Here is a 26,689-nt window from a genome sequence, read left to right on the forward strand (position 1 = left end):
CGGCTGTCACTCCTGAGCTGAGCGCGCCTCGACGGCTGCGCGGATGCGCTGCAGCGTCGTGTTCATGCCAGCGACGAGGTTGGCCTCGAAGTGGTCCTCACCGCCGAGCACCTTGTCGACGAGCAGCGCCGACACCTTCGACGTACCGCTCGGCGGCACGTCACGTCGCTGCGTCAGCACGGTGCCGCCGTCCTGCGGCGTGAGCGTGAAGCTCCACGTCGTGCCGTTGTCGAGCACCCGGAAAGCGACGCGCTGCAGGTCGTGAAAATCAGTCACCTTGGCACGCGTCGGCCACCACAGATTGCCGTCACGATTGACGTTGAGCATGAACGTGCCACGGCGGATCGGGCCCCGCGCAATCACCTTGCGACACTGCGGTGACCACTGCGGCATCCGCCGCAGGTCACTGACGAGCGACCACACCTGCTCCGGGGGAGCAGCGATGAAGATCTCAGATTCGAGGTTGTCAGCCATGACGCCCACCGTAGCTGGCCGTTGGTCATCCTCCTCGGCTACGGCGGGGCTGGCGTTGAGGATCGGTTCAGATGACCATTTTTTCTCCGGCATCTGAACCCGCTCGGCCACGACAGAGGGCCCGGGGGGACAGCTCGCTCACGCTCGCTGCCCGCCTCGGGCCCTCAACCTTCGCCTCCAGATGCAGAGGTGGTTCAGATGACCATTTTTTCTCCGACATCTGAACCCGCTCGGCCTTTGCCTCCCAGGCTCAGATGTCGTAGTACATCTCGAACTCGTGCGGGTGCGGACGGAAACGAATCGGGTCGATCTCGTTCAGACGCTTGTACTCGATCCACGTCTCGATGAGGTCCTCCGTGAACACGTCACCCTCGAGCAGATACTCGTGGTCGGCCTCGAGCGCGTCGAGCACGTCACCGAGCGAACCCGGAACCTGCTGAATGGCCTCGTGCTCCTCGGGCGGCAGCTCGTACAGGTCCTTGTCGACCGGCTCCGGCGGCTCGATGCGGTTCTTGATGCCGTCGAGGCCCGCCATCAGCTGCGCCGCGAAGCACAGGTACGGGTTCGCCGACGGGTCCGGGACACGGAACTCGACACGCTTCGCCTTCGGCGATGTGCCCGTGATCGGGATACGCACGCACGCGGAACGGTTGCGCGCGGAGTACACGAGGTTCACCGGCGCCTCGTAACCCGGTACGAGACGGTGGTAGGAGTTGACCGTCGGGTTCGTGAACGCGAGCAGCGACGGCGCGTGCTTGAGCAGACCACCGATGTACCAGCGAGCGATGTCCGACAGGCCACCGTAACCACGCTCGTCGTAGAACAGCGGCTCGCCGTCCTTCCACAACGACTGGTGCGTGTGCATACCCGAACCGTTGTCGCCGAACAACGGCTTCGGCATGAACGTCGCCGAGCGTCCGTTCTGGAACGCGACGTTCTTGATGACGTACTTGAACTTCATGACGTCATCACCCGACTGCAGCAGGGTGTTGAACTTGTAGTTGATCTCCATCTGACCGGCCGTGCCGACCTCGTGGTGGCTGCGCTCGACCTCGAGGCCGACCTCGTGCAGCTTCAGCACCATCTCGTCGCGCAGGTCGGCGAAGTGGTCGACGGGCGGGACGGGGAAGTAACCTCCCTTGTACCGGGTCTTGTACCCCAGGTTGCCGCCCTCTTCGACGCGGCCCGTGTTCCAGGCCGCCTCGATCGAATCGATGTAGTAGTAGCCGGCGTTCTGCTTCGTCTCGAAACGCACGTCATCGAAGACGTAGAACTCGGCCTCGGCGCCGAAGAACGCCGTGTCGGCGATCCCCGTCGACTTCAGGTACGCCTCGGCCTTCGCCGCGATGTTGCGCGGGTCGCGCGAGTACTGCTCGCCCGTGAACGGGTCGACGATCGAGAAGTTGATGATGAGCGTCTTGTACTCACGGAACGGGTCCAGGTAGGCCGTCTGCAGGTCCGGGATGAGCTTCATGTCGGACTCGTGGATGGCCTGGAAACCGCGAATGGACGAGCCGTCGAACATCTGGCCGGTCTCGATCGCCTCAGCGTCGAAGCTCTCGGCCGGGATGTTGAAGTGCTGCATGACGCCCGGCAGGTCGCAGAAGCGGATGTCGACGAATTTGACGTCCTCATCCTCGATGAACTTCACGACCTCTTCAGCGGTCTTGAACATGGATCCTCCTGACTGGGGTGTGCGATGCCGGTCGACACCACACCACGTGTTGCCCATGATGCTAGGACCCCCCGATTACCCGGGCATGGCCCTCATGTTTCGTCGGTGTTACGAAACATGTGAACAGTTCACGCCGGTCGGCGCACGGCGCGCGACCACCCCTCCAACCTATCCAGGCACCTCACCTCTAGTCTTGGAGGGCGCGCTACTACTCACAGTGCGAGACACCACCGAACGGAAACGAACGTGCCCCCAGCTGCCCCCCTCGCCGATGCCGACCCCGCCGAGAACCGCCCCGTCGAGGGCCCCGGCTCCATCGCGCGGCTGGCCCCGCGCGCCGTCGCGCTGCTCATCGACTGGGCGCTCTGCTCCGTCATCGCCATGGGGTTGCTGGGCTACCGCTGGGGCGGGAGCGGCGCCGAGGGCTTCAAACCGCTCGCCGTCTTCGCCGTCGAGAACCTCCTGCTCGTCAGCACCCTCGGGATGACGCTCGGGCACCGCGTCATGGGGATGCAGGTGCAGCGCGTCAGCGACGGCGCCGCCCCCGGTCTGCTCGCCGGCGCCGTCCGCACCGTGCTGCTCTGCCTCGCGATCCCCGCCGTCGTCACCGACTCGAGCGGACGCGGGCTGCACGACAAGCTTGCCGGCACCGTCATCGTCCGTACGCGCTGAACTCGATGCGACATTGACGCTCGCCGCGCGCACGCCCCAGGCAGCATGACCTTCATGGCACGACCCATGCGGGTTGCCCCGCCTCACGCCCCGTCACCCGGATGGGACGACATGCATCGCCGCGTCGCACCACGTGGGCGCGGGAACAAGCGACAAGCCCCAGAACACACGAGAGCCCGCCACCTCGAGGTGGCGGGCTCTCGTGTTCGTGCGTGGAGGCTCAGCGGCCACGCATCGCGGCGCGGTTGACGCGTGCCTTCGTGGGGTCGATACCGGCCGGAGCTGCGGGGCGGCCCGACCCAAGGGCGCGCAAGCGCTTGGTGATGCGAGCGGCCTCGTCGTCGGTGAGCACCTTGGGCATCTTCTGCATGTCCTTCTGCAGACGCTCGACGGGGACGGAGCCCTCGTCGGTGCCGACGCGCAGCGTGTGCACCGGAACCTCGGGGCCGAGCACCCGCGTCGTGCGCTTGTTCTCACTGGAGAGCAAACGCTCGGCCATGCCCTTGGGGCCTTCCGCGACGAGCACGACGCCCGGCTTGCCGACGGCGCGGTACACCATCGCGGCACCCGAGAGGTCGCGCACCTGGCGGTTGCGGCCCATGTCGACGCCGACGGGCTCCTGCTCGACGAACCAGCCCTTGCGCAGCGACGACATGACGGCGACGCTCGCGCCCGGCTGACCCGAGATCGACTTGTAGATCGCGGTGTTCGCGCGGCGGGCGAGCACGAGCAGTGCGGCGAGCACACCCAGCAGCACGCCGATGATGCCGAGGTAGATCGGGTGGCCGATACTGAAGCCGATGATGAGCAGCAGCACGAACACGAGCGCGAACGCACCGATCATCCACGCCAGCAGCGCGGGGTCGTTGGCGCGCGCCGTCTCGAACACCTGACGGAACTGAGCGGAGCGGCCCGGCTCCTTGGCCTCGCCTCTCGTGCTCGACGCACCGTCGGCCTTCGTGGCGCCGCCGCTCGAACCGCGGCGGAACCGCGACTTCTTGGGCTCGTTGGTGGGGGAGGTTGATGCCATGGGGTCAGGATACGCGGGTCTCGGCGCGGGCCACCAAAGACGCAGCTTCCTGACGCGCCGGCGACGACGCCGCCTCCGCGAGGTGCAGCAGGTTCTCCGGCAGCTCCTGGCCGCGCTTGGCCATGACCTGGGCGTACAGACGGCCGGCTCGGTAGGAGGAACGCACGAGCGGACCCGCCATGACGCCGGAGAAACCGATCTCCTCGGCACGCTCGGACCAGTGCACGAACTCCTCCGGCTTGACCCACCGGTCGATCGGGTGGTGCAGCTTCGAGGGGCGCAGGTACTGCGTGATCGTGATGATGTCGCAGCCCGCCTCGTGCAGGTCGACGAGCGCCTGGTCGATCTCGTGCTCCTCCTCACCCATGCCGAGGATGAGGTTCGACTTCGTCACGAGCTCCTGTTCGCGCGCCATCGTCAGCACCTTGAGCGACTTCTCGTACGTGAACGCCGGGCGGATGCGTCGGAAGATGCGCGGTACCGTCTCCAGGTTGTGGGCGAACACCTCGGGGCGGGCGTCAAAGACCTTGCCGACGAGCTCGGGGACGGCGCCGAAGTCGGGCGGCAGGATCTCGACACCCGTGTTCGGGTTGAGTTCGTGGATGAGGCGCACGGTGTCGGCGTACAGCTGCGCGGCACCGTCGGGCAGGTCGTCGCGCGCGACGCCGGTGACGGTGGCGTAGCGCAGGCCCATCTCACGGACGGACTCGGCGACGCGGCGCGGCTCGTCGAGGTCGAGGGCGGACGGCTTGCCGCTCGCGATGTCGCAGAAGTCGCAGCGTCGCGTGCAGGTGTCGCCGCCGATGAGGAACGTGGCCTCACGGTCCTCCCAGCACTCGAAGATGTTGGGACAGCCGGCCTCCTGGCACACGGTGTGCAGGCCGCCACCCTTGACGAGATTCTGCAGCGAGTTGTACTCCGGGCCCATCTTCGCCGTGGTGCGGATCCAACTCGGCTTTCGTTCGATGGGCGTTTCGGCGTTGCGCGCTTCCACGCGCAGCAGTCGACGGCCTTCGGGCGCGACGGTCACAGAAAAGCACTCCTCAGCTTGGCGATTGAGGGCGACACGGCGCGAAGATGCGCGCCAGCGCTCAGAACAACAGCGTACGCGGGTGAAAACTTCCCGGCGAGTACGCGGACGGCGCTCACGCCGCCTTCGACGGGGCGACGATCGCCGACAGGTGACGCTCCACGACAGGGAGCACCTCGGCGACGGTGACGTCACGACCGACCTCGCGGCTCAGTGTCGTCACCCCGGCATCGGCGATGCCGCAGGGCACGATCGTCTGCGTCCACGACAGGTCGCAGTCGCAATTGAGCGAGAAACCGTGCATCGTCGCGCGCTTCGAGACGCGCACGCCGATGGCGCCGATCTTGCGGTCGGGGCCCTTGTCGTCGGCGAGCACCCAGGTGCCGGAACGTCCCTCCACGCGGTCGGCGTCGACGCCGAACTCGGCGCACACGTCGATCATGAGCTGCTCGAGGCGACGCACGTGCGCGACGACGTCGATGGGGATGGGCAGCGCCATGATCGGGTAGCCCACGAGCTGACCTGGACCGTGCCACGTGATCTTGCCGCCGCGGTCGACGTCGACGACGGGCGTGCCGTCGAAGGGACGCTCGTGCGCCTCGGTGCGCTTGCCCGCCGTGTAGACGGGGGAGTGCTCGAGCAGTAGCACCGTGTCCTCGCCGCCCGCGACGACGTCGGCGTGGACCTGACGCTGCACCTCCCACGCCTGCTCGTAGTCGACGAAGTCAGGGGCGAAGCCGAGGTGCTGGATACGCATCCCCCGAGCCTACTCTCCGACACGCCGCGACGGCCGCCGGCCTGCCTGTGGATAACTCGACGCACGCTTCGGCCCGCCTGGGCGATGGTGGAACCAGTGACGCCGACCGCGGCGCCCCTCGCACGCCGAACCCAGGAGTCACCATGCCCGACGCCACCGCACCCACGATCGCCGGATACACCATCGAAGCGCGCATCGGGCAGGGCGGCAGCTCGTCGGTGTGGCGCGCCACCGGGCCGCAGGGCACCGTCGCGATCAAGGTCAGCACGGAACCCGCGATCACCGCGCGTTCGGAATGGCGGATGCTGCGGCGCCACGCGGGGCCCCACGTCGTCGAGGCCCTCGATCTCACGACGAGCGCCGAGGGCCACAGCGCGCTCGTGCTCGAGTACATGGCCGGCGGCAGCCTCGACGACGTCGTGCGAGGACGCGGCGGACTCACCGTCGGCGAGTGCGTGACGGCGCTCGCTCCGGTCGCGGCGACCATGGCGGGTTTCCACGACCGAGGATGCGTGCACGCCGACCTCACCCCGTCCAACATCCTCTTCGATCACCAGGGACGCCCTGCGATCGCAGACCTGGGGGCCACGCGTGTCGCGGCACGCGCCGACGGGGCCGACTGGGCCACCTACGGGTTCGTCGCACCCGAGATCGTCGACGGTGAACCGCCCAGCGCTGCGGCCGACGTGTACTCCTTCGGGGCGCTCGCCTGGTTCTGTCTCCTGGGGACGCCGCCGCCCGTCGCAGCCCTGCGGCCGCACCTCGTCGACGTCCTGCCCGACGCGCCGGACGCGCTCGTCGACCTCATCACGGCGTGCCTCGCACAGACGCCGTCGTCGCGCCCGCACGCCGCGGAGCTGGCGACCCGGCTGCGCGGTGTCGCCACCGCACGCCCGGTGCCCGTGCCGACCGCCGTGCCGATCGGAGAGGGGAGTGACACCCCTGCCGTTGGTGAGTCGATCACGCGACGACTGCGGGACGAGGCGCAGCGGCGGCAGTTCCTCGAGCCGGCCGACGCGGAGCGCCATGGGTCGTCACTCAGGGGCGGACGTCGTGGGCGACGGGGGCGTCGTGGCGCTGAAACCCGCGGCGAGGTCGGGGGAAGACGGACGTGGCGTCCAGGGGCCGTCGACGCTGGGCGACGTGCTGACGCGGCGGGCGCGCGCTGGAGAGCTGGTCGCTGGGTGCCCGCGGCGCTGCTGGGGGCGTGCGTCGTCACAGCAGCAGCGATGTGGCCCGTTCACGCAGGCGGAGACTCGGCGAATGACGCCGGATCTTCGACGAGCGCGGCCTACGCGCGCGCCAACCCTGGTGTGACACCGGCGAACTCGACCTCGTCCTCGACGACGGTGACGCCCGCACCGCCGTCGAAGACGATGCCGAACGCGGTGTCGCCCTCGACCAACCCGGAGGCGGGGACGGCGGTGCCCGCGTCCGGTGCGAAGACGCCCACGATGACGGCTCCGACGCGTCAGGAGGTCGTCGCGCTGCTCGACTGCCGGGCCAAGGCCTGGTCGACGTTGGATCGAGAAGGCCTGGGCCGGTGCCTCGTGCCGGGCTCGGCTGCTCACACGCACGACCTGCAGGCCTTCACGCGGGCGAGCGCGCAGGGCGCGTCGTACGACGGCCTCGGCTACGCGATCGGCGCGCTGACGCCGACGTCATGCAGCGGTGGCCAGGTGTGCCTGACGAGCCGAATCACGACGTCGGGGTACGACGTCCGCACCAAGACCGCGAGCGAGCGTGTTGCTGCGCGTCACGATGACGTCCGGCTCGTCCTCAGCCACGACGGCACGGGCTGGCGCATCTCGTCCTGGTCAGCGAGCTGAGGCGCATCTCCGCCATGAACCGGACGAGAGCGCGCCACGCGCCCGATCAGCCTCCCGACGCGCGCCGGTCAGAGCGCCGACGCGACGAGCCGGTCGAGCGCCTGGTCCTGGTTCTCGTCCTGCCAGTCGAACCCGGCAGCTTCGAGCACGTGGGGGCGTACCCGCGTCGACGCGGTCACCTGGTCGGCCATCTCACCGAGGACGAAGCGCAGTGCCCCCTTCGGTACGCGCAGGGCAGCGGGGCGCCGCAGCGAGCGCGCGAGTGCCTGTGCGAGATCGGCCTGCCGACTCGCGCGCGGTGCGACGAGGTTGACGGGCCCGACGACGTCGGGGTGGTCGAGAAGAAACACCAGCGCGCGCACCTCGTCACGCAGCGTGATCCAGCTCCACCACTGCCGCCCCGAACCCAATGGGCCCCCTGCGCCCAGCCGCGTCGTCGTCAGGAGGGGAGCGAACGCTCCGGCCTCGCCCGTCATGACGAGACCGGTGCGCGCGAGGGCGACGTCGTGGCGCTTCGCAGCCCTCATCGCCGCAGCTTCCCACTCGATGCAGACGCGAGCGAGGAAGTCTTCCCCGGGTGCGCTCGTCTCGTCGAGCACCTCGTCGCCGCGATCGCCGTAGAAGCCGATCGCCGAAGCCGAGACGAGACGAATCCGTTGGGGCACCTCCGCCAGTGCGTCGGCGAGCCTCGACGTCGTCTCGATCCGCGACTCGCGAATCGCGTCCTTGTACGCGCGGCTCCACCGATGATCCCCGACGCCCGCCCCGGCCAGGTTGACGACCGCATCGACGGTGGCGAGCGTCTCGACCAATCGGCTGTTCGGGCTGCGGGCCTCGGGCAGCGTCACCTCGCCGGGTGTGACCGCCGGTCGTCGGACGATCCGGATGACGGTGTCGCCGCGGCGACGCAGACATGATGACAGCGCACCGCCGATCACTCCGGAGGAACCGGTGATGGCGATGCGCTGTCCAGTCATGCGGTCAGACTAGCCCGCGACGATCACACCTCGAAGGCGCCCTCTTCCAGGCGAGCCTTGATGGCCGAGAGGAAGCGACCGGCGTCGGCGCCGTCGACCACGCGGTGGTCGTAGGTGAGGACGAGGTTCATCATCTGACGGATCGCGATCGAGTCGTTGCCGAACTCATCGGTGACGACGACGGGACGCTTGACCATCGCGCCGGTGCCGAGGATGGCGACCTGCGGCTGGTTGATGATCGGGGTGTCGATGAGCGAACCGTTCGAGCCGATGTTCGAGATCGTGAACGTGCCGCCACCCAGCTCGTCCGGCGTCACCTTGTTGTCACGCGTGCGAGCTGCGAGGTCGGCGATCTTCTTCGCGATGCCGGCGATCGACAGGTCACCCGCGTCCTTGATGACGGGCACGAGCAGGCCGCGCGGCGTGTCGACCGCGATGCCGATGTGCTCGGCGTTGTGGTAGACGATGTTGTCGCCGTCGACCGAGGAGTTGACCTGCGGGAACGCCTTGAGCGCCTCGACGACAGCCGTCGTGATGAACGGCAGGTAGGAGAGGTTGACGCCCTCGCGAGACTTGAAGCTCTCCTTGTTGCGCGCACGGATGCTCGCGACCTTCGTGAGGTCGACCTCGACGACGGCCGTCAGCTGCGCCGAGACGGCGAGCGACTCGACCATGCGCTGCGCGATGACCTTGCGCAGACGCGACATCTTCTCCGTCGTGCCGCGCTTGGCCTGAGCCTCGGCGGACGGCTGCGGCGTCGTCGTCGACGCGGCCGGGGTGGAGGATGCTGCCGGAGCCGCGGCGGAAGCCGCCGGGGCGGCCTCCTGCTTCGGCTCCTGGGCCTTCTTCGCAGCGTCGAGGACGTCCTGCTTACGGATGCGGCCACCGACGCCGGTGCCCGTGATCGTCGACAGGTCGATGTTGTTCTCGGCCGCGATCTTGCGCACGAGAGGCGTGACGTAGGTGCCGGAGTTGTCGACCTTCGTCGACGTCTCCTGCTGCTTGTCGGAGCCGGCGCCGGCCTTGGGGGCCTCGTCCTTGGGCGCCTCGCTCGCCGACGACTCGGCCGTCGGGGCTTCCTTCTCGGCGGCCTCGTCGTCCTTGACCGGGGCCGGCGTCTCGTTCTTCGACTCCGCGGCCTCGACGGCCTCGTCCTGCTTCTTCGAGTCGACCTCGTCCTGGTTCTTCTGCGCCTTCTCGGCCTCGGCCGAGTCGTCGGAGGAACTCGAGCCGGCCGAGCCGCCGATGACGGCGAGGTCGGCGCCGACCGGCACCGTCTCGTCCTCGGCGACGAGGATCTTCGTCAGCTTGCCCGCGACGGGGGAGGGAACCTCGGTGTCGACCTTGTCCGTGGAGACCTCGAGCAGGGGCTCGTCAACGGCGACGTCGTCGCCCTCGGACTTGAGCCAGCGCGTGATCGTGCCCTCGGTGACGGACTCGCCGAGCGCGGGCATCGTCACCTTCTCGCCGCCGGAGACCTCAGCGGCGGAGTCGTTCGAGGAGTTCGAGCTCTCGGACGCCTGCCGCGCGCTCTCGGCGGCCTCGTCCTTCTTCTCGTCGGCCTCGGCCTGCGGCTCGGCCTCCTGCGAGTCGTCGGAGGAGGAGTCGGAACCGGAGTCGGACGACGCGGGAGCGTCGCCGTCACCGATGACGGCGAGGTCGGCGCCGACCGGCACCGTTTCATCCTCTTCGACGAGGATCTCCTGCAGCGTTCCGGCGATCGGCGACGGAATCTCCGTGTCGACCTTGTCCGTGGAGACCTCCAGCAGCGGCTCGTCAACGGCGACGGTGTCGCCGACGTTCTTCAGCCAGCGGGTCACGGTGCCTTCGGTCACCGACTCGCCGAGGGCCGGCATGGTCACGCGGTCAGACATGGGTGGAGGTCTCCTCAATCCAAAATTCACTTTGGTTTCGCGGATGAAGTTGTGAACTCCGGGGCACTTCGCAGCGAGCGGATCTCCCCGATCAAGGCCATCTTGTCACTCGCGGACGGGGTTGCGGAAACCCGCCCCGAATACCCGCGGGTAGGAAAACGGCCGTTCCCACCCGCGGGCCTGCTCGATCAGGCGCGAGCCAGCTCGACGAGGGTGCGGACGGCGAAACCGGTGCCGCCCTTGGGGTTGACGCCGTAGGGGCTGCCCTCGTTGAACGCGGGCGCCGCGATGTCCATGTGGATCCAGTCGATCTGCTCGCCGTTCTTCTCGCCGACGAACTCCTTGAGGAACATCGCCGCGGTGATGAGCCCACCCATGCGCTCGCCGGTGTGCTTGAGATCGGCCACCTCGGAGTCGATGCTCGGGCGCAGGTGCTCGAGCAGCGGCATCGGCCACATGTGCTCGTCGACGCGCTCGGAGGCCGCGATCAGTTCGTCGCGCACCTCGTCGTTGTTGCCGACGATCGCCGCCGTGCGGTTGCCGAGCGCGAGCACGGCCGCGCCGGTGAGCGTCGCGATGTCGATGATGAGATCGGGCTCCTCCTCGGTGGCGTAGCACAGGCCGTCAGCCATGACGAGGCGCCCCTCGGCGTCGGTGTTGTCGATCTCGACGGTCGTACCGTCGTGCATGCGGATGACGTCGCCGGGACGCTGCGCGTCGGCGCCCGTCATGTTCTCGGCGAGGCACAGGTAGCCCGTGACGGCGACCGGCAGCTCGAGCGCGGCGACGGCCTCGAGGAAGGCCGCGACGGCGGCGGCGCCGGCCATGTCGCACTTCATCGTCGCCATGCCGTTGGCGGGCTTGATGCACAGGCCGCCGGAGTCGAACGTGATGCCCTTGCCGACGATGGAGATGTGCTTCGTCGCCTTCGCGGGTTTGTACGTCAGCGTCACGAGGCGCGGCGGACGCGCCGAGCCGCGGCCGACGCCGATGAGGCCGCCGCACTCGGCCTTCGCGAGGGCCTTCTCGTCCATGATGTCGACCTTGACCTTGGTGCCCGACATGCGCTTGCGGACGATGTCGGCGAACGAGGCGGGGTTGAGGTCGAGCGGCGGCATGTTGACGAGGTCGCGCGCCCAGTTCTGCGCGGTCACGACGGCCGCCGCGGTCTCGACGCCCGCGAGGGCGCCGGACGACTTCGCGTCGGTGACGAGCAGCGTTGCCTTGGCGAGGGCGTCCTTCGGCTTGCTCTTGTACGCGGTGTAGGCGTACGCGCCGAGGGCGATGCCCTCGCAGATGGCCTGGACGAGGTCGTCGGCGACCGCGGGGAAGGCGAAGACGGCGCTCGAGGTGCCCGTGAGCGAACGCGCGGCGGCACCGGCGGCGTCACGCAGCGCGGAGGCCTTCGTAGGCGCCTGCTCGGCGTCGACGCCCGAGCCGACGGCGATGACGAGGCCGCTCAGGTCGCCGGCACCCGACAGGCGCAGCACCTCGTCGGCGCGACCCTTCGCCTCGAGCGTCGCGAGAGCCTCGTTGAGCGCCTTGACTGCGGCGGGGGAGACTCCGACGGGGTCGATGACGCGGGCGCCGTCCTTCGTCGGTGCGGTGAGGACGACGGTGGCGTCGGCTGCGATGGCGTCCGCGCTCTTGTCGCTGAGGGTGATGTCGACCATGTGGGGCCCCTTTCGTGGGTGATGCCGAGGTCATCGGCGTGCGTGCTGCTGGGGCGAGCTTAACGGCCCGTAGGACGTGGTGGGCGCGGTAGGTTCGAGGCATGACTGAGAACAAGCTCTCGCCCCTCGACGAGCGTCACCGCGCCCTCGGGGCGAAGATGGCCGACTTCGGAGGATGGGACATGCCCATCGAGTATCCGGGCGGAGGTGTCGTGCGCGAGCACACCGCGGTGCGTGAGCGCGTCGGCATCTTCGACGTGAGCCACCTGGGCAAGGCGACGGTGAAGGGTGCCGGCGCGCTCGACTTCGTCAACTCGTGCCTGACGAACGACCTGCGCAAGATCGGGCCCGGCCAGGCCCAGTACACGATGTGCTGCGACGAGAGCGGCGGGGTCGTCGACGACCTGATCGTCTACGTCAAGGCCGAGGACGATCTGTTCCTCATCCCCAACGCCGCGAACACGGCCGAGGTCGTGCGCCGCCTGAAGGAGGCCGCGCCGGAGGGTATCGAGGTCGCCGACGCGCATGAGGAATACGGCGTGCTCGCCGTCCAGGGTCCCAAGTCCGACGAGGTCGTCTCCGCACTCGCTCTGCCCGTCGACCACGACTACATGAGCTTCGACGAGGCCGACTGGCAGGGCCGCCCCGTCACCGTGTGCCGCACCGGCTACACCGGTGAGCGCGGCTACGAACTCGTCTGCCGCTGGGACGATGCCCTCGCGCTGTGGGACGCCCTCGTCGAGGCCGCGGCCCCCTACGAGGGTCTGCCCTGTGGCCTCGGGGCGCGCGACACCCTGCGCACCGAGATGGGATACCCCCTGCACGGGCAGGATCTCTCGCTCGACATCACGCCCGTGCAGGCGCGCTCCGGCTGGGCCGTCGGCTGGAAGAAGGACGCGTTCTGGGGCAAGGACGCCCTGACCAAGGAGAAGGCCGAGGGCCCGCGCCGCATCTCGCGTGGCCTCAAGCTCACCGGCCGCGGCATCCCGCGCGCGCACTGCATCGTGCGTGACGCCGAGGGCGCTGAACTCGGCGAGGTGACGTCCGGGACGTTCTCGCCGACTCTCGGCATGGGCGTCGCGCTCGCGCTCGTCTCGCCAATGCTCGCCGAGGGCGACCAGGTCGTCGTCGACGTGCGTGGTCGCATGCTCGAGGCCGTCGTCACGAAGCCGCCGTTCGTCGAGGTGCAGACGCGCAGCAGCTGACGCGATGAGCGTCTCCCGCCTCGGCGGCGTCTCCTCTGACGGCATGACGAAGGGGGCTCGCACCGGATGGTGCGAGCCCCCTTCGTCATGCGTTCGTTCTGGACGTGCCGAGGTGAGGCGCGTCAGGCGACCGTGTCGCCCCGCTGCACCGTCGGACGGGGGAAGCGCAGGCGGCGCATCTGCATCGAGCGCGTCACCGCATAGAGGGCGCCGCCGCGCGGCACGGCACCGAACTTGGCGATGAGGTCCTTCTTGATGCGGCGCCACAGCAGGGCAGAGTCGATGAGGCCCGCGAGGACGATGACCCACACGAGCGCCAGGGTGATGGCGGCCAGCTTGGGCAGCAGGAACCACGAGAAGATCAGGATGAACATGAGCGGCATCGCGACCTCGCCGAGGCTGAGGCGGGCGTCGACGCGGTCACGGATGTAGCGCTTCTCGGGGCCGCGGTCGCGCAGCGGCAGCGCGGATTCCTCGCCACGACCGGCGGCTGCGCGCTGCTGGGCGCGCGCCTCGCGTGCGCGCTCCTTCTCTGCCGCCTTGGCTGCCTTGCGGTCGGTCTCGACGAGGGGGCGCCGACGAGCGGCCTCCTGGTCCCTGCGCTTAGGCGTCGGGCGGTTCTTCGCACCGGGGCGCGGAGTGTGCGCCGCATCATTCGTCGGGGCGGCCAGCTCGCGCGTCGCATCCTTCTCGACCGCGGTGGCTCCGACGGCGGTGGCGCCGCTGCTCGTCTTCTTCTTCACTGCTCGCACCCGCGCCACTTTACGTCACGCCCGCGCGCCTCCCATCCCCGACGCGGGCGCGCGGGGGATACCGTGGCGGCTGTGACTGCCACCGTGAACGCGGGCGCCCCGGAGGATCTCCGCCAGCGCATCGCCACCCTCATGCCCGGCGTCGTCGAGGACCTCAAGGCCCTCACGCGCATCCCCAGCGTCTCCCTCGGATCGTTCGACCAACAGCACGTCGACGACTCCGCGCGCGCCGTCGCGAAGCTGCTCGAGGCCGAGGGGATGGACGTCAAGGTCGTCTCCGAGGGCGGCCGCCCGGCCGTCATCGCGCACAAGGAAGGACCCGCAGGGTCGCCGCGTGTCCTCATGTACGCCCACCATGACGTCCAGCCCCCCGGTGACGACGCCGACTGGCAGAGCCCGCCGTTCGAACCGACCGAGCGCGACGGTCGCCTCTACGGCCGCGGCGCGGCAGACGACAAGGCCGGTGTCATGGCGCACATCGCCGCGATCCGCGCCTGGGGTGACGACCTGCCCTGCACCGTCACCCTCTTCATCGAGGGGGAGGAGGAGGTCGCCTCCGACTCCCTGCCCGCGCTGCTGCGCACGTACGCGGACGAGCTGACGTCCGACGTCCTCGTGCTCGCCGACTCAGCGAACTGGGCCGTCGGCACGCCGGCGCTGACGACGACCCTGCGCGGCACCGTCCGCGCCGTCGTCACCGTCCGCACCCTGGCGCACTCGGTGCACTCGGGCATGTTCGGGGGCGCCGTCCCCGACTCGCTGACGACGCTGTGCCGCCTGCTCGCAACGCTTCATGACGACGCGGGCAGCGTCGCCGTCGCCGGGCTCGACTCCGACGAGAATGTCGACATCGACTACACGCCCGAGGAGCTGCGCCGCGACGCCGGCATGCTCGAGGGCACGCAGCTCATCGGCACGGGCCCGCTGACCGCGCGGTTGTGGCGTGGGCCGAGCATCACCGTCATCGGGCTCGACGCGACGGGCGTCGACGTCGCGAGCAACACGCTCGCGGCGAGTTCGCGAGCCAAGCTGTCGCTGCGCGTCGCCCCCGGGCAGGACCCGCAGGCCGCCTACGAGGCGCTCGCCGAGCACCTGCGCTCCCACGCACCGTGGGGTGCGCAGGTGGAGGTGGAGCTCGAGGAGATCGGTTCCGGTTTCGACGCCGACGCCACCGGCCCGCTCTACGACGAGGCCCGCGCCGCCTTCCGTGACGCCTGGGGCAGCGACCCCGTCGACGTCGGCATCGGCGGCTCGATCCCGTTCGTCTCCTTGTTCGCGGAGATGATGCCCAACGCCGCGCTGCTCGTCACCGGTGTCGAAGACCCCGACACCCGCGCGCACGGCGCGAACGAATCGCTGCACCTCGGCGAGTTCGCGAAGGTTTGCCTCGCCGAGGCGGTTCTCCTGCAGCGCGTCGCGAAGGCCTCGGACGGCGCGTGACACCGGGCGCTCGACGACGACGGGTGAGGCCTGCGTGATGGCGCGTGGCCTCACCCGCTGTCGGGTGCCTGTGGTGGAGGCCGGGGGTCGAGAGCCTCATCCATCCCGAGGGGGCGATGTCGGGACATGAATGACGACCTCATGCTGCTGAGTGCCGTCGTCGGTGCCGTGTGCGCGCTGGCAGGCTGGTTGTTCGGCCCGTTGCGTCATGCCGTGACCGCGGTCCACGAGGCGGGGCACACCCTCGTCGCTCTTCTGGCGGGGCGCAGCGTCCGCTCGGTGCGGCTCAACCGTGATTCGTCAGGTGAGGCGGTAAGCGTCGGCCGACAGGGTGGGCTCGGCGTCGTGCTGACCCTCCTGGCCGGGTACCCGGCGCCCGGGATCGTCGGGCTCGGGGGTCTGATCGCCCTGCGCGCCGACCAGGCGCGGATCTGGCTCGTCGCCGGCGCCGTTGTCGTCGCACTCATGGCACTGCTCCTGCGCAACGCGTTCGGCGTCGTCGTCATCGCGTGCGTCGGGGCGTTGCTCGTCGCGACGCTACGTTGGGCCTCCGATCCCGTCACGAACGTCGTCGTGGCGAGCGCGTCGTGGTTCCTGCTCGTCGGCGGGCTGCGCTCCGCGCTCGAGCTGTTCCGCCCCCACGTCGGGCGTGACGACGCGATGGAGCTCGCGCGCGTCGGCCACGTCCCTGCGTTCGTCTGGCGGTTCGTGTTCTTGCTCGCCGCCATCGCGTGCCTGACGGCGGCTGCCGCCGTCGTCGGAGTGCTCGAGCCGGTCCGCTCGTCACTGGCGCGCCTCGGCGGCGCGTAAGGTGGGGCGGGAACACGGCGGGCCGCCGCGGTGTTGCACGAAGAACGGCCTGGAGACCACCAGGACCGAAGACGTGAGAGAGGATCGATCCACGATGACGGTGGAGACGAACACCCAGGCCGAGACGGCCACCCACGGCGTCATTCTGACGGACGTCGCCGCAGCCAAGGTGAAGAGCCTGCTCGAGCAGGAGGGCCGTGACGACCTTCGCCTGCGTGTCGGCGTGCAGCCGGGCGGCTGCTCGGGCCTCATCTATCAGCTCTACTTCGACGAGCGCACCCTCGACGGTGACCTCGTGCGCGACTTCGGTGGCGTCGAGGTCGTGGTCGACCGGATGAGCGCGCCGTACCTCGACGGCGCCTCCATCGACTTCGCCGACACGATCGAGAAGCAGGGCTTCACGATCGACAACCCGAACGCGGGCAGCTCCTGCGCGTGCGGTGACAGCTTCAGCTGATCCGATCGGCTCCGCCTCGGCGCCCACTGCTGCGATGGCAGCGTGGGCGCCGAACGCGTTTCACGGTAGGTTGATGCGGTGAAGATCGCAGTGACGGGTTCCATCGCAACCGACCATCTCATGACGTTCGACGGGCGTTTTGCTGATTCGCTCGTCGTCGAGCAGCTCGACAAGATCTCGGTCTCGTTCCTCGTGAACGACCTGCAGATCCGCCGCGGAGGCGTGGCGGGCAACATCGCGTTCGGCCTCGGCAACCTCGGCCTGCGCCCGATTCTCATCGGGTGCGTGGGCGCCGATTTCGCCGATTATGGCTCCTGGTTGGAGCGTCATGGCGTCGACACCTCTGAGGTGCGCATCTCGCAGACGCAGCACACCGCGCGTTTCGTCTGCACGACCGACAACGACATGGCGCAGATGGCGTCGTTCTACCCGGGTGCGATGTCGGAGGGGCGCGAGGTCGAACTCGGCCCGATCGCCGAGCGCCACGGGGGTTTCGACCTCGTCCTCATCGGCGCGCACGACCCGGAGGGCATGCGTCGCAACACGCAGGAGTGCCGCCGTCGGGGCATCCCGTTCGTCGCGGACCCCTCCCAGCAGCTGGCCTTCGGCGACGGCGCGTTCATCCGCGACATCATCGACGGCGCGCAGTACCTGTTCACCAACGAGTACGAATCGCACCTCACGGAGCAGAAGACGGGCTGGAGCGCCGACGAGATCCTCGACCGCGTCGGGGTACGTGTCATCACCCGCGGCAAGGACGGCGCGAGCATCCACCGCCGCGGTGAGCCGACGATCGACGTGCCCGTCGCCCAGATCGCGCAGGCGGTCGACCCGACGGGCGTCGGCGACGCCTTCCGCGCTGGATTCCTGGCCGGGTTGTCGTGGCAGCTCGAGCTGGAGCGCTGCGCCCAGCTGGGTTCGGTGCTCGCCGCTCACGTCATCGAGACCGTCGGCACCCAGGAGTACGTGCTGAAGGCGCCCGCCTTCCTCGACCGCTTCCGCGCGGCTTACGGTGACGCCGCGGCAGGCGAGGTGGCGGCGCACCTGCGTGATCGGCGGTCGTGAACCCGCTCGAGCTCGAGTGCCGGTGGAACTTCGCCGACGCCGACTTCGACGCCGATGACGACCTCGTCGCCCTCGGCGCCGACCTCGAACCGGCGACGATCGTCGGGGCGTACGCCCAGGGCGTGTTCCCGATGGGCCTGGGGGAGGGCGGCGGCGAACCGCTCGGCTGGTGGTCGCCGCTGGAGCGTGGCGTCCTGCGTCGCGATGCGTTCCACGTCTCCCACAGCCTGCGTCGCTCGTCCCGGACGATGGAGGTGAGCATCGACACCGCGTTCGACGACGTCGTCGCCGGCTGCGCCGACCCGAGCCGTGACGGCGCGTGGATCACCCCCGCCGTCGCCTCGGCCTACGGCGCCCTCCACCGCCTCGGGGTGGCGCACTCGATCGAGGTGAGGAAGGACGGCGAACTCGTCGGCGGCCTCTACGGGCTCGCGCTCGGTGGGTTGTTCGCCGGCGAGTCGAAGTTCCACGTCGCGACTGACGCATCGAAGGTGGCGCTGTGGGCGCTGAGCGAGATCGTCTTCGCCGAGCCCGGGCCGCGTCTGATCGACGTGCAGTGGCGCACGGACCACCTCGCGAGCCTGGGCGTCACCACCATGGAGCGTCCGGCGTACCGCGACGCCGTCGCGCACCTCGTCGCCTCACCGCCGATCGCCGGTCTGGTGCCGGGCGCGCGCGTGCCGTTAGGCAATCGTTAGAGCCAGGAGACACCCCCGACCCTTGGCGAAGTCTGAGCCTGGGATAAGGTTTGAATGTGCCTGGTATGGATCTGAGGAAGGTGGACGCTGTGCGTCGGCCCTTACGGAAGACGAGCCCCTCGTGGCGTCGTCGAATTGCTGCTGTCGGTGTCGGTGGAGCGGTACTGCCGCTTACCGCGTGCTCCGGAGAGGTCAGCCGCGGCTGGCTGCCCGAGGGCGTCACCGAGAACTCTCACCATGTGATCGATTTCTGGATGGACACCTGGTACTGGGCGCTCGCCGTCGGCGTGCTCGTCTGGGGCCTCATGCTCTGGTGCATCCTGCGCTACCGCCGTCGCAAGAGCGACACGGGCTTCCCGGCACAGATGCAGTACAACGTGCCGATGGAGATCCTCTACACGGTCGTGCCGATCTTCATGGTCGCCGTGCTGTTCGGCAAGACGGTCGGGCTGGAGAACAAGCTGCTCGACACCAAGCCGAAGCCCGACGTGACGATCAACGTCGTCGGCAAGCAGTGGAGTTGGGACTTCAACTACGTCGACGCCAAGACCTACGACACCGGCGTGATGGGTGACATGAAGGCCGGCAAGCCGGGCGCCGAGGCCGGACTGCCGACCCTGTACCTTCCGGTGAACAAGCGCGTCGAGTTCGTGCTGACGACGCGCGACGTCATCCACACGTTCTGGGTGCCGCAGTTTCTGCAGAAGCTCGACATGATCCCGAGCAAGGTGAACAAGTTCGCCGTCGACACGACGGAGGAGGGCACCTTCAAGGGCAAGTGCGCCGAGCTGTGCGGTGCGTACCACTCTCAGATGCTCTTCAACGTGAAGGTCGTCTCGCAGGCGGAGTACGACAAGCACATGGACGACCTGCGCAAGCAGGGCAAGTCCGGCTTCCTGTCGAACTCCCTCAACCGTTCCAGCGTCGCCCCGCAGGACCAGCAGTACCTGCCGGAGGGTGTCGGCGCGTCGGACATCGTCAAGGAGGGTAAGTAATGGCTACGGCTACGACTCCCGCCGCAGGCCTTCAGCAGCGCCCCGAGGCACGGCGTCCTGAGGACTTCAACGCGGGCCGAACCATCGTCAAGTGGTTGACGACGACCGACCACAAGGTCATCGGCAACCTGTACTTCATCACGTCGTTCATCTTCTTCCTGCTCGGTGGTGCGATGGCTCTGATCATCCGTGCCGAGCTGTGGTCGCCCGGCCTGCAAATCGTCGACAACCCTGAGCAGTTCAACCAGCTGTTCACCATGCACGGCACGGTGATGCTCCTGATGTTCGCGACGCCGCTGTTCTCGGGCTTCGCGAACGCGCTCATGCCGCTGCAGATCGGCGCGCCCGACGTCGCCTTCCCGCGACTCAACATGTTCGCCTACTGGCTCTACCTCTTCGGCAGCCTCATCGCAGTGGCCGGCTTCCTGACGCCGCAGGGTGCGGCCTCGTTCGGTTGGTTCGCGTACGCGCCGCTGTCGAGCACCACCTACAGCCCCGGTCTCGGCGGCAACCTGTGGGTCTACGGCCTCGCGCTGACCGGTTTCGCCTCGATCATGGGTGCGGTCAACTTCGTCACGACGATCGTCTGCATGCGCGCTCCCGGCATGACGATGTTCCGCATGTCGATCTTCGTATGGACAGTGCTCATCACCTCGATCCTCGTGCTGCTCGTCTTCCCGGTCCTCGCCGCCGCGCTGTTCGGCCTCGGCCTCGACCGCACGATGAATGCGCACGTGTTCGACTCGGAGACGGCCGGAGCCATGCTCTGGCAGCACATGTTCTGGTTCTTCGGGCACCCCGAGGTGTACATCATCGCGCTGCCGTTCTTCGGCATCATCTCTGAGGTCCTGCCGGTCTTCTCGCGCAAGCCGATCTTCGGTTACAAGACACTGGTCTTCGCGACGATCGCCATCGGCGCGCTGTCGGTCTCGGTGTGGGCTCACCACATGTACGCGACCGGCCAGGTGCTCCTGCCCTTCTTCGCCGTCATGACGATGCTCATCGCCGTCCCGACCGGCGTGAAGTTCTTCAACTGGATCGGCACCATGTGGGGTGGCTCGCTCACCTTCGAGACTCCGATGCTGTGGGCGCTCGGCTTCCTCGCGACCTTCCTCTTCGGTGGTCTGACGGGTGTCATCCTCGCCAGCCCGGCGCTCGACCTGCACCTGTCCGACTCTTACTTCGTCGTGGCGCACTTCCACTACGTCGTCTTCGGCACCGTCGTGTTCGCGATGTTCGCGGGGTATTACTTCTGGTGGCCGAAGTTCACCGGCCGCATGCTGAACGAGACGATCGGCAAGATCCATTTCTGGCTGCTGTTCGTCGGCTTCCACCTGACGTTCCTCGTTCAGCACGTGCTGGGTGTCGAGGGCATGCCCCGTCGTTACGCCGACTACCTCCCGGAGGACGGGTTCCAGTCCTTGAACCAGGTCTCGACCGTTGGCTCGTTCCTGCTGGGTGCCTCGATGCTGCCGTTCCTCTACAACGTGTACATCACGTGGAAGAAGGCGCCGCTCGTCACGGAGGACGACCCGTGGGGCTTCGGGGCCTCGCTCGAGTGGGCGACGTCCTGCCCGCCGCCGCGTCACAACTTCAACAGCATCCCGCGCATCCGTTCCGAGCGCCCCGCGTTCGACCTGCACCACCCGGAGGTCGGGGTCTTCTCCGTCCTGCCGGCGCAGGACACGGTTGACCAGCTGGGTGGAAAGGCTCACACCGCATGAAGACGTCATACAAGCTCTTCCTCGTGCTCGGCCTCTTCTACTTGCCGCTGATCTTCATCTACGGTCACTTCAGCCACTGGGACGAGCCAGTGGGTGTCGTCGGCCTCGCGCTCAGCACCGGCTTCGGCCTCATGATCGCCGGTTACTTCGCGGTCACCGACCGCAAGCTGGGTGCGGGCCCGAGCGACCGCCCCGAGGGCGAGATCAGCGAAGTGTCCGGCGAGCAGGGCTTCTTCTCGCCCCACTCGTGGACGCCGCTGTGGCTCGCCGCTGCGATTGCGCTGCTCGCGTTCGGGATGGCTGTCGGCTGGTGGATCGTGTTCATCGCCGCTCCGCTCGTCTGCGTTGCAGTCGTGCTGTGGACGTTCGAGTACTTCAGTGGTGAGCACGCCATCTGATCACTCGCACCAAGGATCGCCCCGCCCTTCCTCTGGAAGGGCGGGGCGATCTGCATGTCGGGGGTGGGGTTGACTCGCTAGTTCGGCTGTGCGACGTCACGGGAGCGTGCGGTGATGACAGTGGCGGGGCCGGCAAAGCCGCCCGGGCGCACCACAGCGGGCCCGTGCGTACCTGCGATTTTCGTCCACGTTTGCGATTTCCGTCCCCCTTTCGCCAATGAGGTGCCCATCTGCGAATCGCGTCGACAACTGCGAAGCACGATCAAACTCACGCAGCGGATCTTGCGAGAGTGCGGGGATCGCGGCGACTCGCTCGCGCTCGCGCGCGTCGCCCTGGGCGCGCCGGCGGTCAAGTCTCTGACAGTGGTGCAACGGTGTGTTCCTTCGCGGGGTGGGTTCAGGCGGTGAGTGCGGGCATGGGTTCGTGTCCTGGCTCGGTGGGCGGGTCGGTGAGGATGGCCGCGCGTGCGCAGGCGAGGACGTCGAGGCCGAGGTAGCGGCGTCCTTCGGCCCGTTCACCGGTTTGTTCGGACAGGACGGCGCCGACGAGGTGCACGATCGCGTCGTGGTTGGAGAAGATCCCGACGAGTTCGCGGCGTCGTGAGTGCGGCATGGTTGCCAGCTCGCGCCGGGCAGGTTCGCGCTGAGCGCTTTGCGCAGACCGGCGTGGGCGTCGCGGGTGACGAGCAAGACACCGCTCAGGCCGCGGACGACGAGGTCGGCGAAGAACTCGTTCCACGCTGACCCGGTTTCGCTCGTGGCCACGCGCAGGCCGAGCACTCCGCGGTGGCCGTCATTGTTGACCCCGGTGGCGAGCGAGACGACGGTGTTGATCACGCGGCGTCCTTCACGCGCGTTCATCGTGAGGGCGTCGGCGGTGACGAACGTGAACGGGCCTGCATCGTCGAGGGGGCAGTGGCGAAAGTCGTCGTGGAGCTGGTCGAGGTCGGCGGCCATACGGCTGACCTGGGACTTCGACAGCGCGTTGGTGCCGAGGGTTTTCACCAGCTTGGGGGTACCACCCGTGGCGATCCCCGCGTCACGCGCGGCGGGGAGCCATGCGGGCCGTGGACAACGCCGGCGAGGTAGCAGGCAGCGACGATGGTGATGAGTGCGGACTCGGCTCGTTTGCGTCGTTCCATGAGCCAGTCGGGGGAAGTAGGTGCCTGAGTGCAGCTTCGGCACACCCATGTCGAGGGTGCCGACGCGGGTGTCGAGGTCGCGGTGGCGGTAGCCATTGCGGTGGGTCGTGCGTGTCGGGCTGGGTTGGCCCCACTCGGCGACCATCACGGCGTCAGCGTCCGCGGACAGCAAAGCGTTGAGCATGGTTTGCAGCAAGTGGCGCATCAGGCCCGGGCTTGCTTCGGGCAGGGCTTCGCCCAGAAGGCTGGCAGGGTCGACAATGTGAGGTGCGGATATCGGGATGACTTTGTTCGAGGATTCTGTAGGAGGTTGACTCGAAGGATCACGCGGTGGCTGCGCCCACGTCCAAGAGGCCGGGGGCGCGACGACCGGTGTTTCACCACAATCAGGGACTCATCTGCGCCGCGGCTACGCTGCCGGCACAGCAGGCCAGGGCCAATCGCCGCCGTCATCGCAGGGCACCGACGGGCGACTTGCTGGGCGCGCCGCCGTCAGCTCAGGCGCAGGACCATGCAGAGACGCTGCTGGGCGCCCGCCGCCTCTCACAGCGTGGTGCGCGCTCCTTGCCTCCCGAGGCGGCGCCCTCATGCCCGCTTGTAGGGGTGCCCGGTCGCAGGCGGGGGGCAGGGAAGGCTGGTAGGGCGTCGGCTGCCTCCCCACGGCCTCCAGCCGTTGAGCGACGACCGGGGCCGGGATGAGAGGACGAAACGGCCCCGGGCACGATGGCGACATTGTTCTGACGTGAGTATGAGGCGGCTCCGGGCACGATGGCGACATTGCCCTGACGTGAGCACGAGGCGGCTCCGGGCACGATGAGCGAACGGCTCCGGCCGCCGAGCGAGGCACCGCTGTACGGCACGATGAGACGGGGGAGAATCCCTCCGGACCACGTGGACGCATGAGCTGATGCGTGGGCGACACCCTCACGACCGGTGACGAATGCGAGACAAACGCGGGCGAGGGGGATCGAGGCGATGCGGTGCGTCCAGCGCACCATCCCCGGGCGAGGCCGGGAGCATCGCGGAGCGCCGTCACCCGAACCGCGTGGCGACCTGGCACCCGCAGACGCCTGCACCCGTCAAGCGGCCCTTCCTCCGTGGCCGGCCCACCTGAGGTGGCCATGGAGCGTCGTCCTGACGCCTCCCGGCCGAGATACGCCGAAGGCCCCCGACATCAGTGATGTCGGGGGCCTTCGGCGTTACCGTCTCGGGCGACTTAGTGAGCGCCCTCGAGAGCGTGGTCGTCACCGTGGTGGTGAGCTGCTTCGAGCTCGGCCGGAGTGACGGGGGCGATGCTGTCCCTGTAGTAGAAGTTGGTCCAGCGGTTGCGACGCTTCGCCTTCTTCCGTTCCTTGCCAGAAAGACCATCGAGCTCGATCTGGCTCGGCGTGCCGGCCTCGTAGCTCACGAGCTGCCAACGCGTGTACTCGTCGAGCGGCTCGTGCGCCTCGAAGAATCGACCCTCCGGCGTGCGGATGACGCGTCCGGACTCGCGACCGTGCAGCACGAGGTCGCGGTCGCGACGCTGCAGGCTGAGGCAGATGCGCTTCGTCACGAGGTAGGCGAGGATCGGGCCGAGGAAGACCATGACGCGGAAGAAGTACGTGATGTCGTTGATCGACATGTGCAGCTTGATCGCCATCAGGTCGTTGCCGGCTGCGAACATGAGGACCGCATAGAACGTCGCGAACGCCACACCGATCGCCGTGCGCGTCGGAGCGTTGCGCGGACGGTCGAGCACGTGGTGCTCACGCTTGTCGCCCGTGACCCATGCCTCGATGAAGGGGTAGACCGCGATGGCGCCGAAGAACAACGGCAACAGGGCGATCGAACCCGGGAAGATGTTCATGCTCCACGTGTGGCCGAACAGCTGGAACTCGAACACGCCGGGCAGCAGACGGAGAGCACCGTCGGCGAAGCCCATGTACCAGTCAGGCTGCGAACCGGCCGTCACCTGCGTCGGCTCGTATGGTCCGTACATCCAGATCGGGTTGATCGTGATGAGACCCGAGATCAGCGCCGTGATACCGAACACGACGAAGAAGAAGCCACCGGCCTTCGCCATGTACACCGGCATGAGGGGGAAGCCGACCACGTTCTTGTCGGAGCGGCCCGGGCCGGGGTACTGGGTGTGCTTGTGCACGACGAGCAGGATGAGGTGCGCGGCGAGCAACGCGACGAGAATCGCCGGGATGATGAGGATGTGGAGCGTGAAGAAGCGGGGGATGATCATCTCGCCGGGGAAGCCGCCGCCGAACAGCGCGTACGAGATGTACGTGCCGACGATCGGGACCGAAAGGATGAAGCCCTCCATGGCGCGGATACCTGTACCCGAGAGCAGATCGTCCGGGAGCGAGTAGCCCATGAAGCCCTCGATGATCGCGAGCATGAAGAGCAGGGTGCCGATGACCCAGTTGATCTCGCGGGGCTTGCGGAACGCGCCCGTGAAGAACACGCGGAACATGTGCATCATGATCGACACGATGAACAGCAGCGCCGCCCAGTGGTGGAGCTGACGGATCAGCAACCCACCACGGATGTCGAACGAGATGTCGATCGCGGAGGCGTAGGCCTCCGACATCTGGATGCCCTGCATCGGGACGTACTGACCGTTGTAGATCGTCTCGCCCTGCGACGGCACGAACCAGAACGTGAGGAACGTACCGGTGATCATGAGGATGACGAAGGAGTACAGCGCGACCTCACCGAGCATGAAGCTCCAGTGGTCGGGGAACACCTTCTTCATGAGGAAGCGAACGCCCTTGGCGCCGCCCGTGCGCTCGTCCAACCAGTTGGACATGCCGGCCAGGCCGCCCTGCGGGTCCTGACGCTGTGTCGTGGGGTGCGTTGCGCTCGCGGAAGAGGCAGCGGTGCTCATGACTTGAGTTCCTTCCCGTTGTCTTCCCAGAAGCTCGGGCCGACCGGGCGCTTGAAGCCCTGGTCAGCAACGAGGTAGCCCTCGTCGTCGACCGAGATCTTCAGCTGCGGCAGCGGACGCTTGGCGGGGCCGAAGATGACCTTGCAGTCATCCGTCATGTCGAACGTGGACTGGTGGCACGGGCACAGCAGGTGGTGCGTCTGCTGTTCGTACAGGCCGACGGGGCAGCCGACGTGTGTGCAGATCTTGGAGTAGGCGACGATGCCGTCAACACCCCACTTGCGCTGACGCTCCGACTTGATCTTCTCCTCGTCGAGCCGCACGAGCAGCACGGAGGCCTTCGCCTTCTCGTTGAGGGGGTGCTCCGTCGTGTTGATGCCCTCCGGCAGGACGTGGAAGACCGAACCCAGCGTGACGTCCGAGGCGCGGATCGCGGTGCCCTCGGGGTCGCGCATGAGGCGGCGGCCGCGGCCGTTGATCTTCTCGTCCCAGAGCGTCGTCGCGAGGTCGTTCTTCGGCATGGGGCCGAGACCACCGAGCAGCGGAAGAGCCACCGGGACGGCGAACAGACCGAGAGCGCCACCGAGCGTCCACTTGAGCAGCGGGCGACGCTTCAGCTGCGCGGCCTCCGCGCCACCCGTCATGATCTTGGCGGCGGCTTCCCAGGCCTCGTCGTCGGACTTGAGCTCGTGCCGCTCCTCGACGACCTCTTCGTCGGGCATGATCGTCTTAGCCCAGTGGATGGCACCCAGGCCGATGCCCAGCATGGAGATCGCCATCGTGAGGCCGAGAGCGAAGTGCAGCGCCTTCATCGGGCCGATGAAAGGAACCGAGATGATCGACTCGCGGCCGACCGCGAAGTAGCAGACGACGAACGCGATCGTCGCGATCATCGAGAGCAGGAACAGCATGGCGACCTGGCGCTCGGAGCGCTTGGCCGCAGCCGGATCCTCGTCACCGAGACGGTGGACGTGCGGGGGCAGGCCCGGGTCGGAGAAGTGCTCGGGTAGTGCGCCCGAACGCTCGACGTGCCCGTCGTTCGGGCTCACCGGAGCGTTGTCCGGGTGGCCGTCACCGGGGAGCGCATGCGCGCCGGTTTCATTCATTTCGTTGCGTTTCCTGTCTGACGAGTCA

23 protein-coding genes are annotated in these 26,689 nt (G+C 68.1%); 11 read left to right on the top strand and 12 right to left on the bottom strand.

Features of this window, described 5'->3' with window-relative positions; translation table 11 throughout:
* Window positions 1-6 precede the first annotated feature (6 nt).
* On the bottom strand, window positions 7-474 hold the full coding sequence (locus ABH936_RS00760; protein WP_404602120.1) for an SRPBCC family protein: 468 nt from the start codon (window positions 472-474) through the stop codon (window positions 7-9).
* 250 nt (window positions 475-724) lie between these two features.
* A complete protein-coding gene (glnA, locus tag ABH936_RS00765; RefSeq protein WP_006946569.1) occupies window positions 725-2,149 on the bottom strand; it encodes a type I glutamate--ammonia ligase in 1,425 nt (474 codons plus the stop codon).
* 246 nt (window positions 2,150-2,395) lie between these two features.
* On the opposite strand from glnA, the gene ABH936_RS00770 reads away from it, so the two are divergent.
* Window positions 2,396-2,821, top strand: a complete 426-nt coding sequence (locus tag ABH936_RS00770; RefSeq protein WP_404602123.1) for an RDD family protein — start codon at window positions 2,396-2,398, stop codon at window positions 2,819-2,821.
* 220 nt (window positions 2,822-3,041) lie between these two features.
* Here the strand turns inward: ABH936_RS00770 and ABH936_RS00775 are convergent, their stop codons facing one another.
* From ABH936_RS00775 to lipB, 3 genes are all read right to left on the bottom strand, one after another.
* Entirely contained in the window at window positions 3,042-3,851 is an 810-nt protein-coding gene (locus tag ABH936_RS00775) for a DUF4191 domain-containing protein (RefSeq protein WP_006946616.1), read from the bottom strand.
* A gap of 4 nt (window positions 3,852-3,855) precedes the next feature.
* Window positions 3,856-4,881 (bottom strand): lipoyl synthase, encoded by a 1,026-nt coding sequence (gene lipA / locus ABH936_RS00780; protein WP_006946581.1) that lies wholly within the window; start codon window positions 4,879-4,881, stop codon window positions 3,856-3,858.
* A 115-nt stretch (window positions 4,882-4,996) separates the two neighbouring features.
* Window positions 4,997-5,638, bottom strand: coding sequence for a lipoyl(octanoyl) transferase LipB (gene lipB / locus ABH936_RS00785; RefSeq protein WP_006946636.1), 642 nt, complete (start codon window positions 5,636-5,638; stop codon window positions 4,997-4,999).
* 143 nt (window positions 5,639-5,781) lie between these two features.
* On the opposite strand from lipB, the gene ABH936_RS00790 reads away from it, so the two are divergent.
* A complete protein-coding gene (locus ABH936_RS00790; protein ID WP_074041239.1) occupies window positions 5,782-7,467 on the top strand; it encodes a serine/threonine-protein kinase in 1,686 nt (561 codons plus the stop codon).
* A gap of 68 nt (window positions 7,468-7,535) precedes the next feature.
* Here ABH936_RS00790 and ABH936_RS00795 read toward each other — a convergent pair whose 3' ends face one another.
* The 3 genes from ABH936_RS00795 to ABH936_RS00805 all read right to left on the bottom strand — a co-directional run bounded on the left by ABH936_RS00795 (window position 7,536) and on the right by ABH936_RS00805 (window position 11,991).
* A complete protein-coding gene (locus ABH936_RS00795; RefSeq protein ID WP_404602127.1) occupies window positions 7,536-8,444 on the bottom strand; it encodes a TIGR01777 family oxidoreductase in 909 nt (302 codons plus the stop codon).
* A gap of 23 nt (window positions 8,445-8,467) precedes the next feature.
* Complete coding sequence (gene sucB, locus ABH936_RS00800) at window positions 8,468-10,318, bottom strand: 2-oxoglutarate dehydrogenase, E2 component, dihydrolipoamide succinyltransferase (protein ID WP_404602129.1); 1,851 nt, start codon at window positions 10,316-10,318, stop codon at window positions 8,468-8,470.
* Between the two features lie 188 nt (window positions 10,319-10,506).
* Window positions 10,507-11,991: a leucyl aminopeptidase gene (locus ABH936_RS00805; protein WP_006946582.1), complete on the bottom strand. Its 1,485-nt coding sequence runs from the start codon at window positions 11,989-11,991 to the stop codon at window positions 10,507-10,509.
* Window positions 11,992-12,092: 101 nt separating this feature from the next.
* Here ABH936_RS00805 and gcvT point away from each other — a divergent pair, with 101 nt between their 5' ends.
* Complete coding sequence (gcvT, locus tag ABH936_RS00810) at window positions 12,093-13,196, top strand: glycine cleavage system aminomethyltransferase GcvT (RefSeq protein ID WP_404602131.1); 1,104 nt, start codon at window positions 12,093-12,095, stop codon at window positions 13,194-13,196.
* 122 nt (window positions 13,197-13,318) lie between these two features.
* On the opposite strand, the gene ABH936_RS00815 is transcribed toward gcvT, so the two are convergent.
* Window positions 13,319-13,948, bottom strand: a complete 630-nt coding sequence (locus ABH936_RS00815; protein ID WP_404602133.1) for a DUF3043 domain-containing protein — start codon at window positions 13,946-13,948, stop codon at window positions 13,319-13,321.
* Between the two features lie 72 nt (window positions 13,949-14,020).
* Here ABH936_RS00815 and ABH936_RS00820 point away from each other — a divergent pair, with 72 nt between their 5' ends.
* The 8 genes from ABH936_RS00820 (at window position 14,021) to ABH936_RS00855 (ending at window position 21,535) form a co-directional block, all read left to right on the top strand.
* Window positions 14,021-15,388: a dipeptidase gene (locus ABH936_RS00820; RefSeq protein ID WP_404602135.1), complete on the top strand. Its 1,368-nt coding sequence runs from the start codon at window positions 14,021-14,023 to the stop codon at window positions 15,386-15,388.
* Window positions 15,389-15,514: 126 nt separating this feature from the next.
* Window positions 15,515-16,198 (top strand): M50 family metallopeptidase, encoded by a 684-nt coding sequence (locus ABH936_RS00825; RefSeq protein WP_404602137.1) that lies wholly within the window; start codon window positions 15,515-15,517, stop codon window positions 16,196-16,198.
* Between the two features lie 94 nt (window positions 16,199-16,292).
* The gene (locus ABH936_RS00830) at window positions 16,293-16,655 is read left to right on the top strand and encodes an iron-sulfur cluster assembly accessory protein (protein ID WP_006946562.1); all 363 of its coding nucleotides are present in this window, start codon (window positions 16,293-16,295) and stop codon (window positions 16,653-16,655) included.
* A gap of 78 nt (window positions 16,656-16,733) precedes the next feature.
* A complete protein-coding gene (locus ABH936_RS00835; RefSeq protein ID WP_239303840.1) occupies window positions 16,734-17,720 on the top strand; it encodes a carbohydrate kinase family protein in 987 nt (328 codons plus the stop codon).
* On the top strand, window positions 17,717-18,418 hold the full coding sequence (aat, locus tag ABH936_RS00840; protein ID WP_239303839.1) for a leucyl/phenylalanyl-tRNA--protein transferase: 702 nt from the start codon (window positions 17,717-17,719) through the stop codon (window positions 18,416-18,418). Before ABH936_RS00835 ends, aat begins: the two co-directional genes overlap by 4 nt.
* 65 nt (window positions 18,419-18,483) lie before the next feature.
* On the top strand, window positions 18,484-19,413 hold the full coding sequence (gene coxB / locus ABH936_RS00845) for a cytochrome c oxidase subunit II (protein WP_241724662.1): 930 nt from the start codon (window positions 18,484-18,486) through the stop codon (window positions 19,411-19,413).
* The gene (ctaD, locus tag ABH936_RS00850; RefSeq protein ID WP_239303837.1) at window positions 19,413-21,137 is read left to right on the top strand and encodes a cytochrome c oxidase subunit I; all 1,725 of its coding nucleotides are present in this window, start codon (window positions 19,413-19,415) and stop codon (window positions 21,135-21,137) included. Before coxB ends, ctaD begins: the two co-directional genes overlap by 1 nt.
* Window positions 21,134-21,535: a cytochrome c oxidase subunit 4 gene (locus ABH936_RS00855; RefSeq protein ID WP_038567787.1), complete on the top strand. Its 402-nt coding sequence runs from the start codon at window positions 21,134-21,136 to the stop codon at window positions 21,533-21,535. The genes ctaD and ABH936_RS00855 overlap by 4 nt, the downstream gene beginning before the upstream one ends.
* 96 nt (window positions 21,536-21,631) lie before the next feature.
* Here ABH936_RS00855 and ABH936_RS00860 read toward each other — a convergent pair whose 3' ends face one another.
* From ABH936_RS00860 to ABH936_RS00870, 3 genes are all read right to left on the bottom strand, one after another.
* Window positions 21,632-22,882, bottom strand: a complete 1,251-nt coding sequence (locus tag ABH936_RS00860; protein WP_404602142.1) for a transposase — start codon at window positions 22,880-22,882, stop codon at window positions 21,632-21,634.
* Window positions 22,883-23,893: 1,011 nt separating this feature from the next.
* The gene (locus ABH936_RS00865) at window positions 23,894-25,555 is read right to left on the bottom strand and encodes a cytochrome bc complex cytochrome b subunit (RefSeq protein WP_404602144.1); all 1,662 of its coding nucleotides are present in this window, start codon (window positions 25,553-25,555) and stop codon (window positions 23,894-23,896) included.
* On the bottom strand, window positions 25,552-26,661 hold the full coding sequence (locus tag ABH936_RS00870; protein WP_006946571.1) for a ubiquinol-cytochrome c reductase iron-sulfur subunit: 1,110 nt from the start codon (window positions 26,659-26,661) through the stop codon (window positions 25,552-25,554). The genes ABH936_RS00865 and ABH936_RS00870 overlap by 4 nt, the downstream gene beginning before the upstream one ends.
* Between the last annotated feature and the right edge of the window lie 28 nt (window positions 26,662-26,689).

The organism is Dermacoccus sp. GAS27A, from assembly GCF_044909235.1.
Lineage (GTDB): Bacteria > Actinomycetota > Actinomycetes > Actinomycetales > Dermatophilaceae > Dermacoccus > Dermacoccus nishinomiyaensis.

Bases quoted from the DNA above. Each gene is read 5' to 3' on its own strand.
- ABH936_RS00760 (WP_404602120.1), bottom strand. From the start codon at position 474: ATGGCTGACAACCTCGAATCTGAGATCTTCATCGCTGCTCCCCCGGAG.
- glnA (WP_006946569.1), bottom strand. From the start codon at position 2,149: ATGTTCAAGACCGCTGAAGAGGTCGTGAAGTTCATCGAGGATGAGGAC.
- ABH936_RS00775 (WP_006946616.1), bottom strand. From the start codon at position 3,851: ATGGCATCAACCTCCCCCACCAACGAGCCCAAGAAGTCGCGGTTCCGC.
- lipB (WP_006946636.1), bottom strand. From the start codon at position 5,638: ATGCGTATCCAGCACCTCGGCTTCGCCCCTGACTTCGTCGACTACGAG.
- ABH936_RS00790 (WP_074041239.1), top strand. From the start codon at position 5,782: ATGCCCGACGCCACCGCACCCACGATCGCCGGATACACCATCGAAGCG.
- ABH936_RS00795 (WP_404602127.1), bottom strand. From the start codon at position 8,444: ATGACTGGACAGCGCATCGCCATCACCGGTTCCTCCGGAGTGATCGGC.
- sucB (WP_404602129.1), bottom strand. From the start codon at position 10,318: ATGTCTGACCGCGTGACCATGCCGGCCCTCGGCGAGTCGGTGACCGAA.
- ABH936_RS00805 (WP_006946582.1), bottom strand. From the start codon at position 11,991: ATGGTCGACATCACCCTCAGCGACAAGAGCGCGGACGCCATCGCAGCC.
- gcvT (WP_404602131.1), top strand. From the start codon at position 12,093: ATGACTGAGAACAAGCTCTCGCCCCTCGACGAGCGTCACCGCGCCCTC.
- ABH936_RS00825 (WP_404602137.1), top strand. From the start codon at position 15,515: ATGAATGACGACCTCATGCTGCTGAGTGCCGTCGTCGGTGCCGTGTGC.
- ABH936_RS00830 (WP_006946562.1), top strand. From the start codon at position 16,293: ATGACGGTGGAGACGAACACCCAGGCCGAGACGGCCACCCACGGCGTC.
- coxB (WP_241724662.1), top strand. From the start codon at position 18,484: ATGGATCTGAGGAAGGTGGACGCTGTGCGTCGGCCCTTACGGAAGACG.
- ctaD (WP_239303837.1), top strand. From the start codon at position 19,413: ATGGCTACGGCTACGACTCCCGCCGCAGGCCTTCAGCAGCGCCCCGAG.
- ABH936_RS00855 (WP_038567787.1), top strand. From the start codon at position 21,134: ATGAAGACGTCATACAAGCTCTTCCTCGTGCTCGGCCTCTTCTACTTG.
- ABH936_RS00860 (WP_404602142.1), bottom strand. From the start codon at position 22,882: ATGCGCCACTTGCTGCAAACCATGCTCAACGCTTTGCTGTCCGCGGAC.
- ABH936_RS00865 (WP_404602144.1), bottom strand. From the start codon at position 25,555: ATGAGCACCGCTGCCTCTTCCGCGAGCGCAACGCACCCCACGACACAG.
- ABH936_RS00870 (WP_006946571.1), bottom strand. From the start codon at position 26,661: ATGAATGAAACCGGCGCGCATGCGCTCCCCGGTGACGGCCACCCGGAC.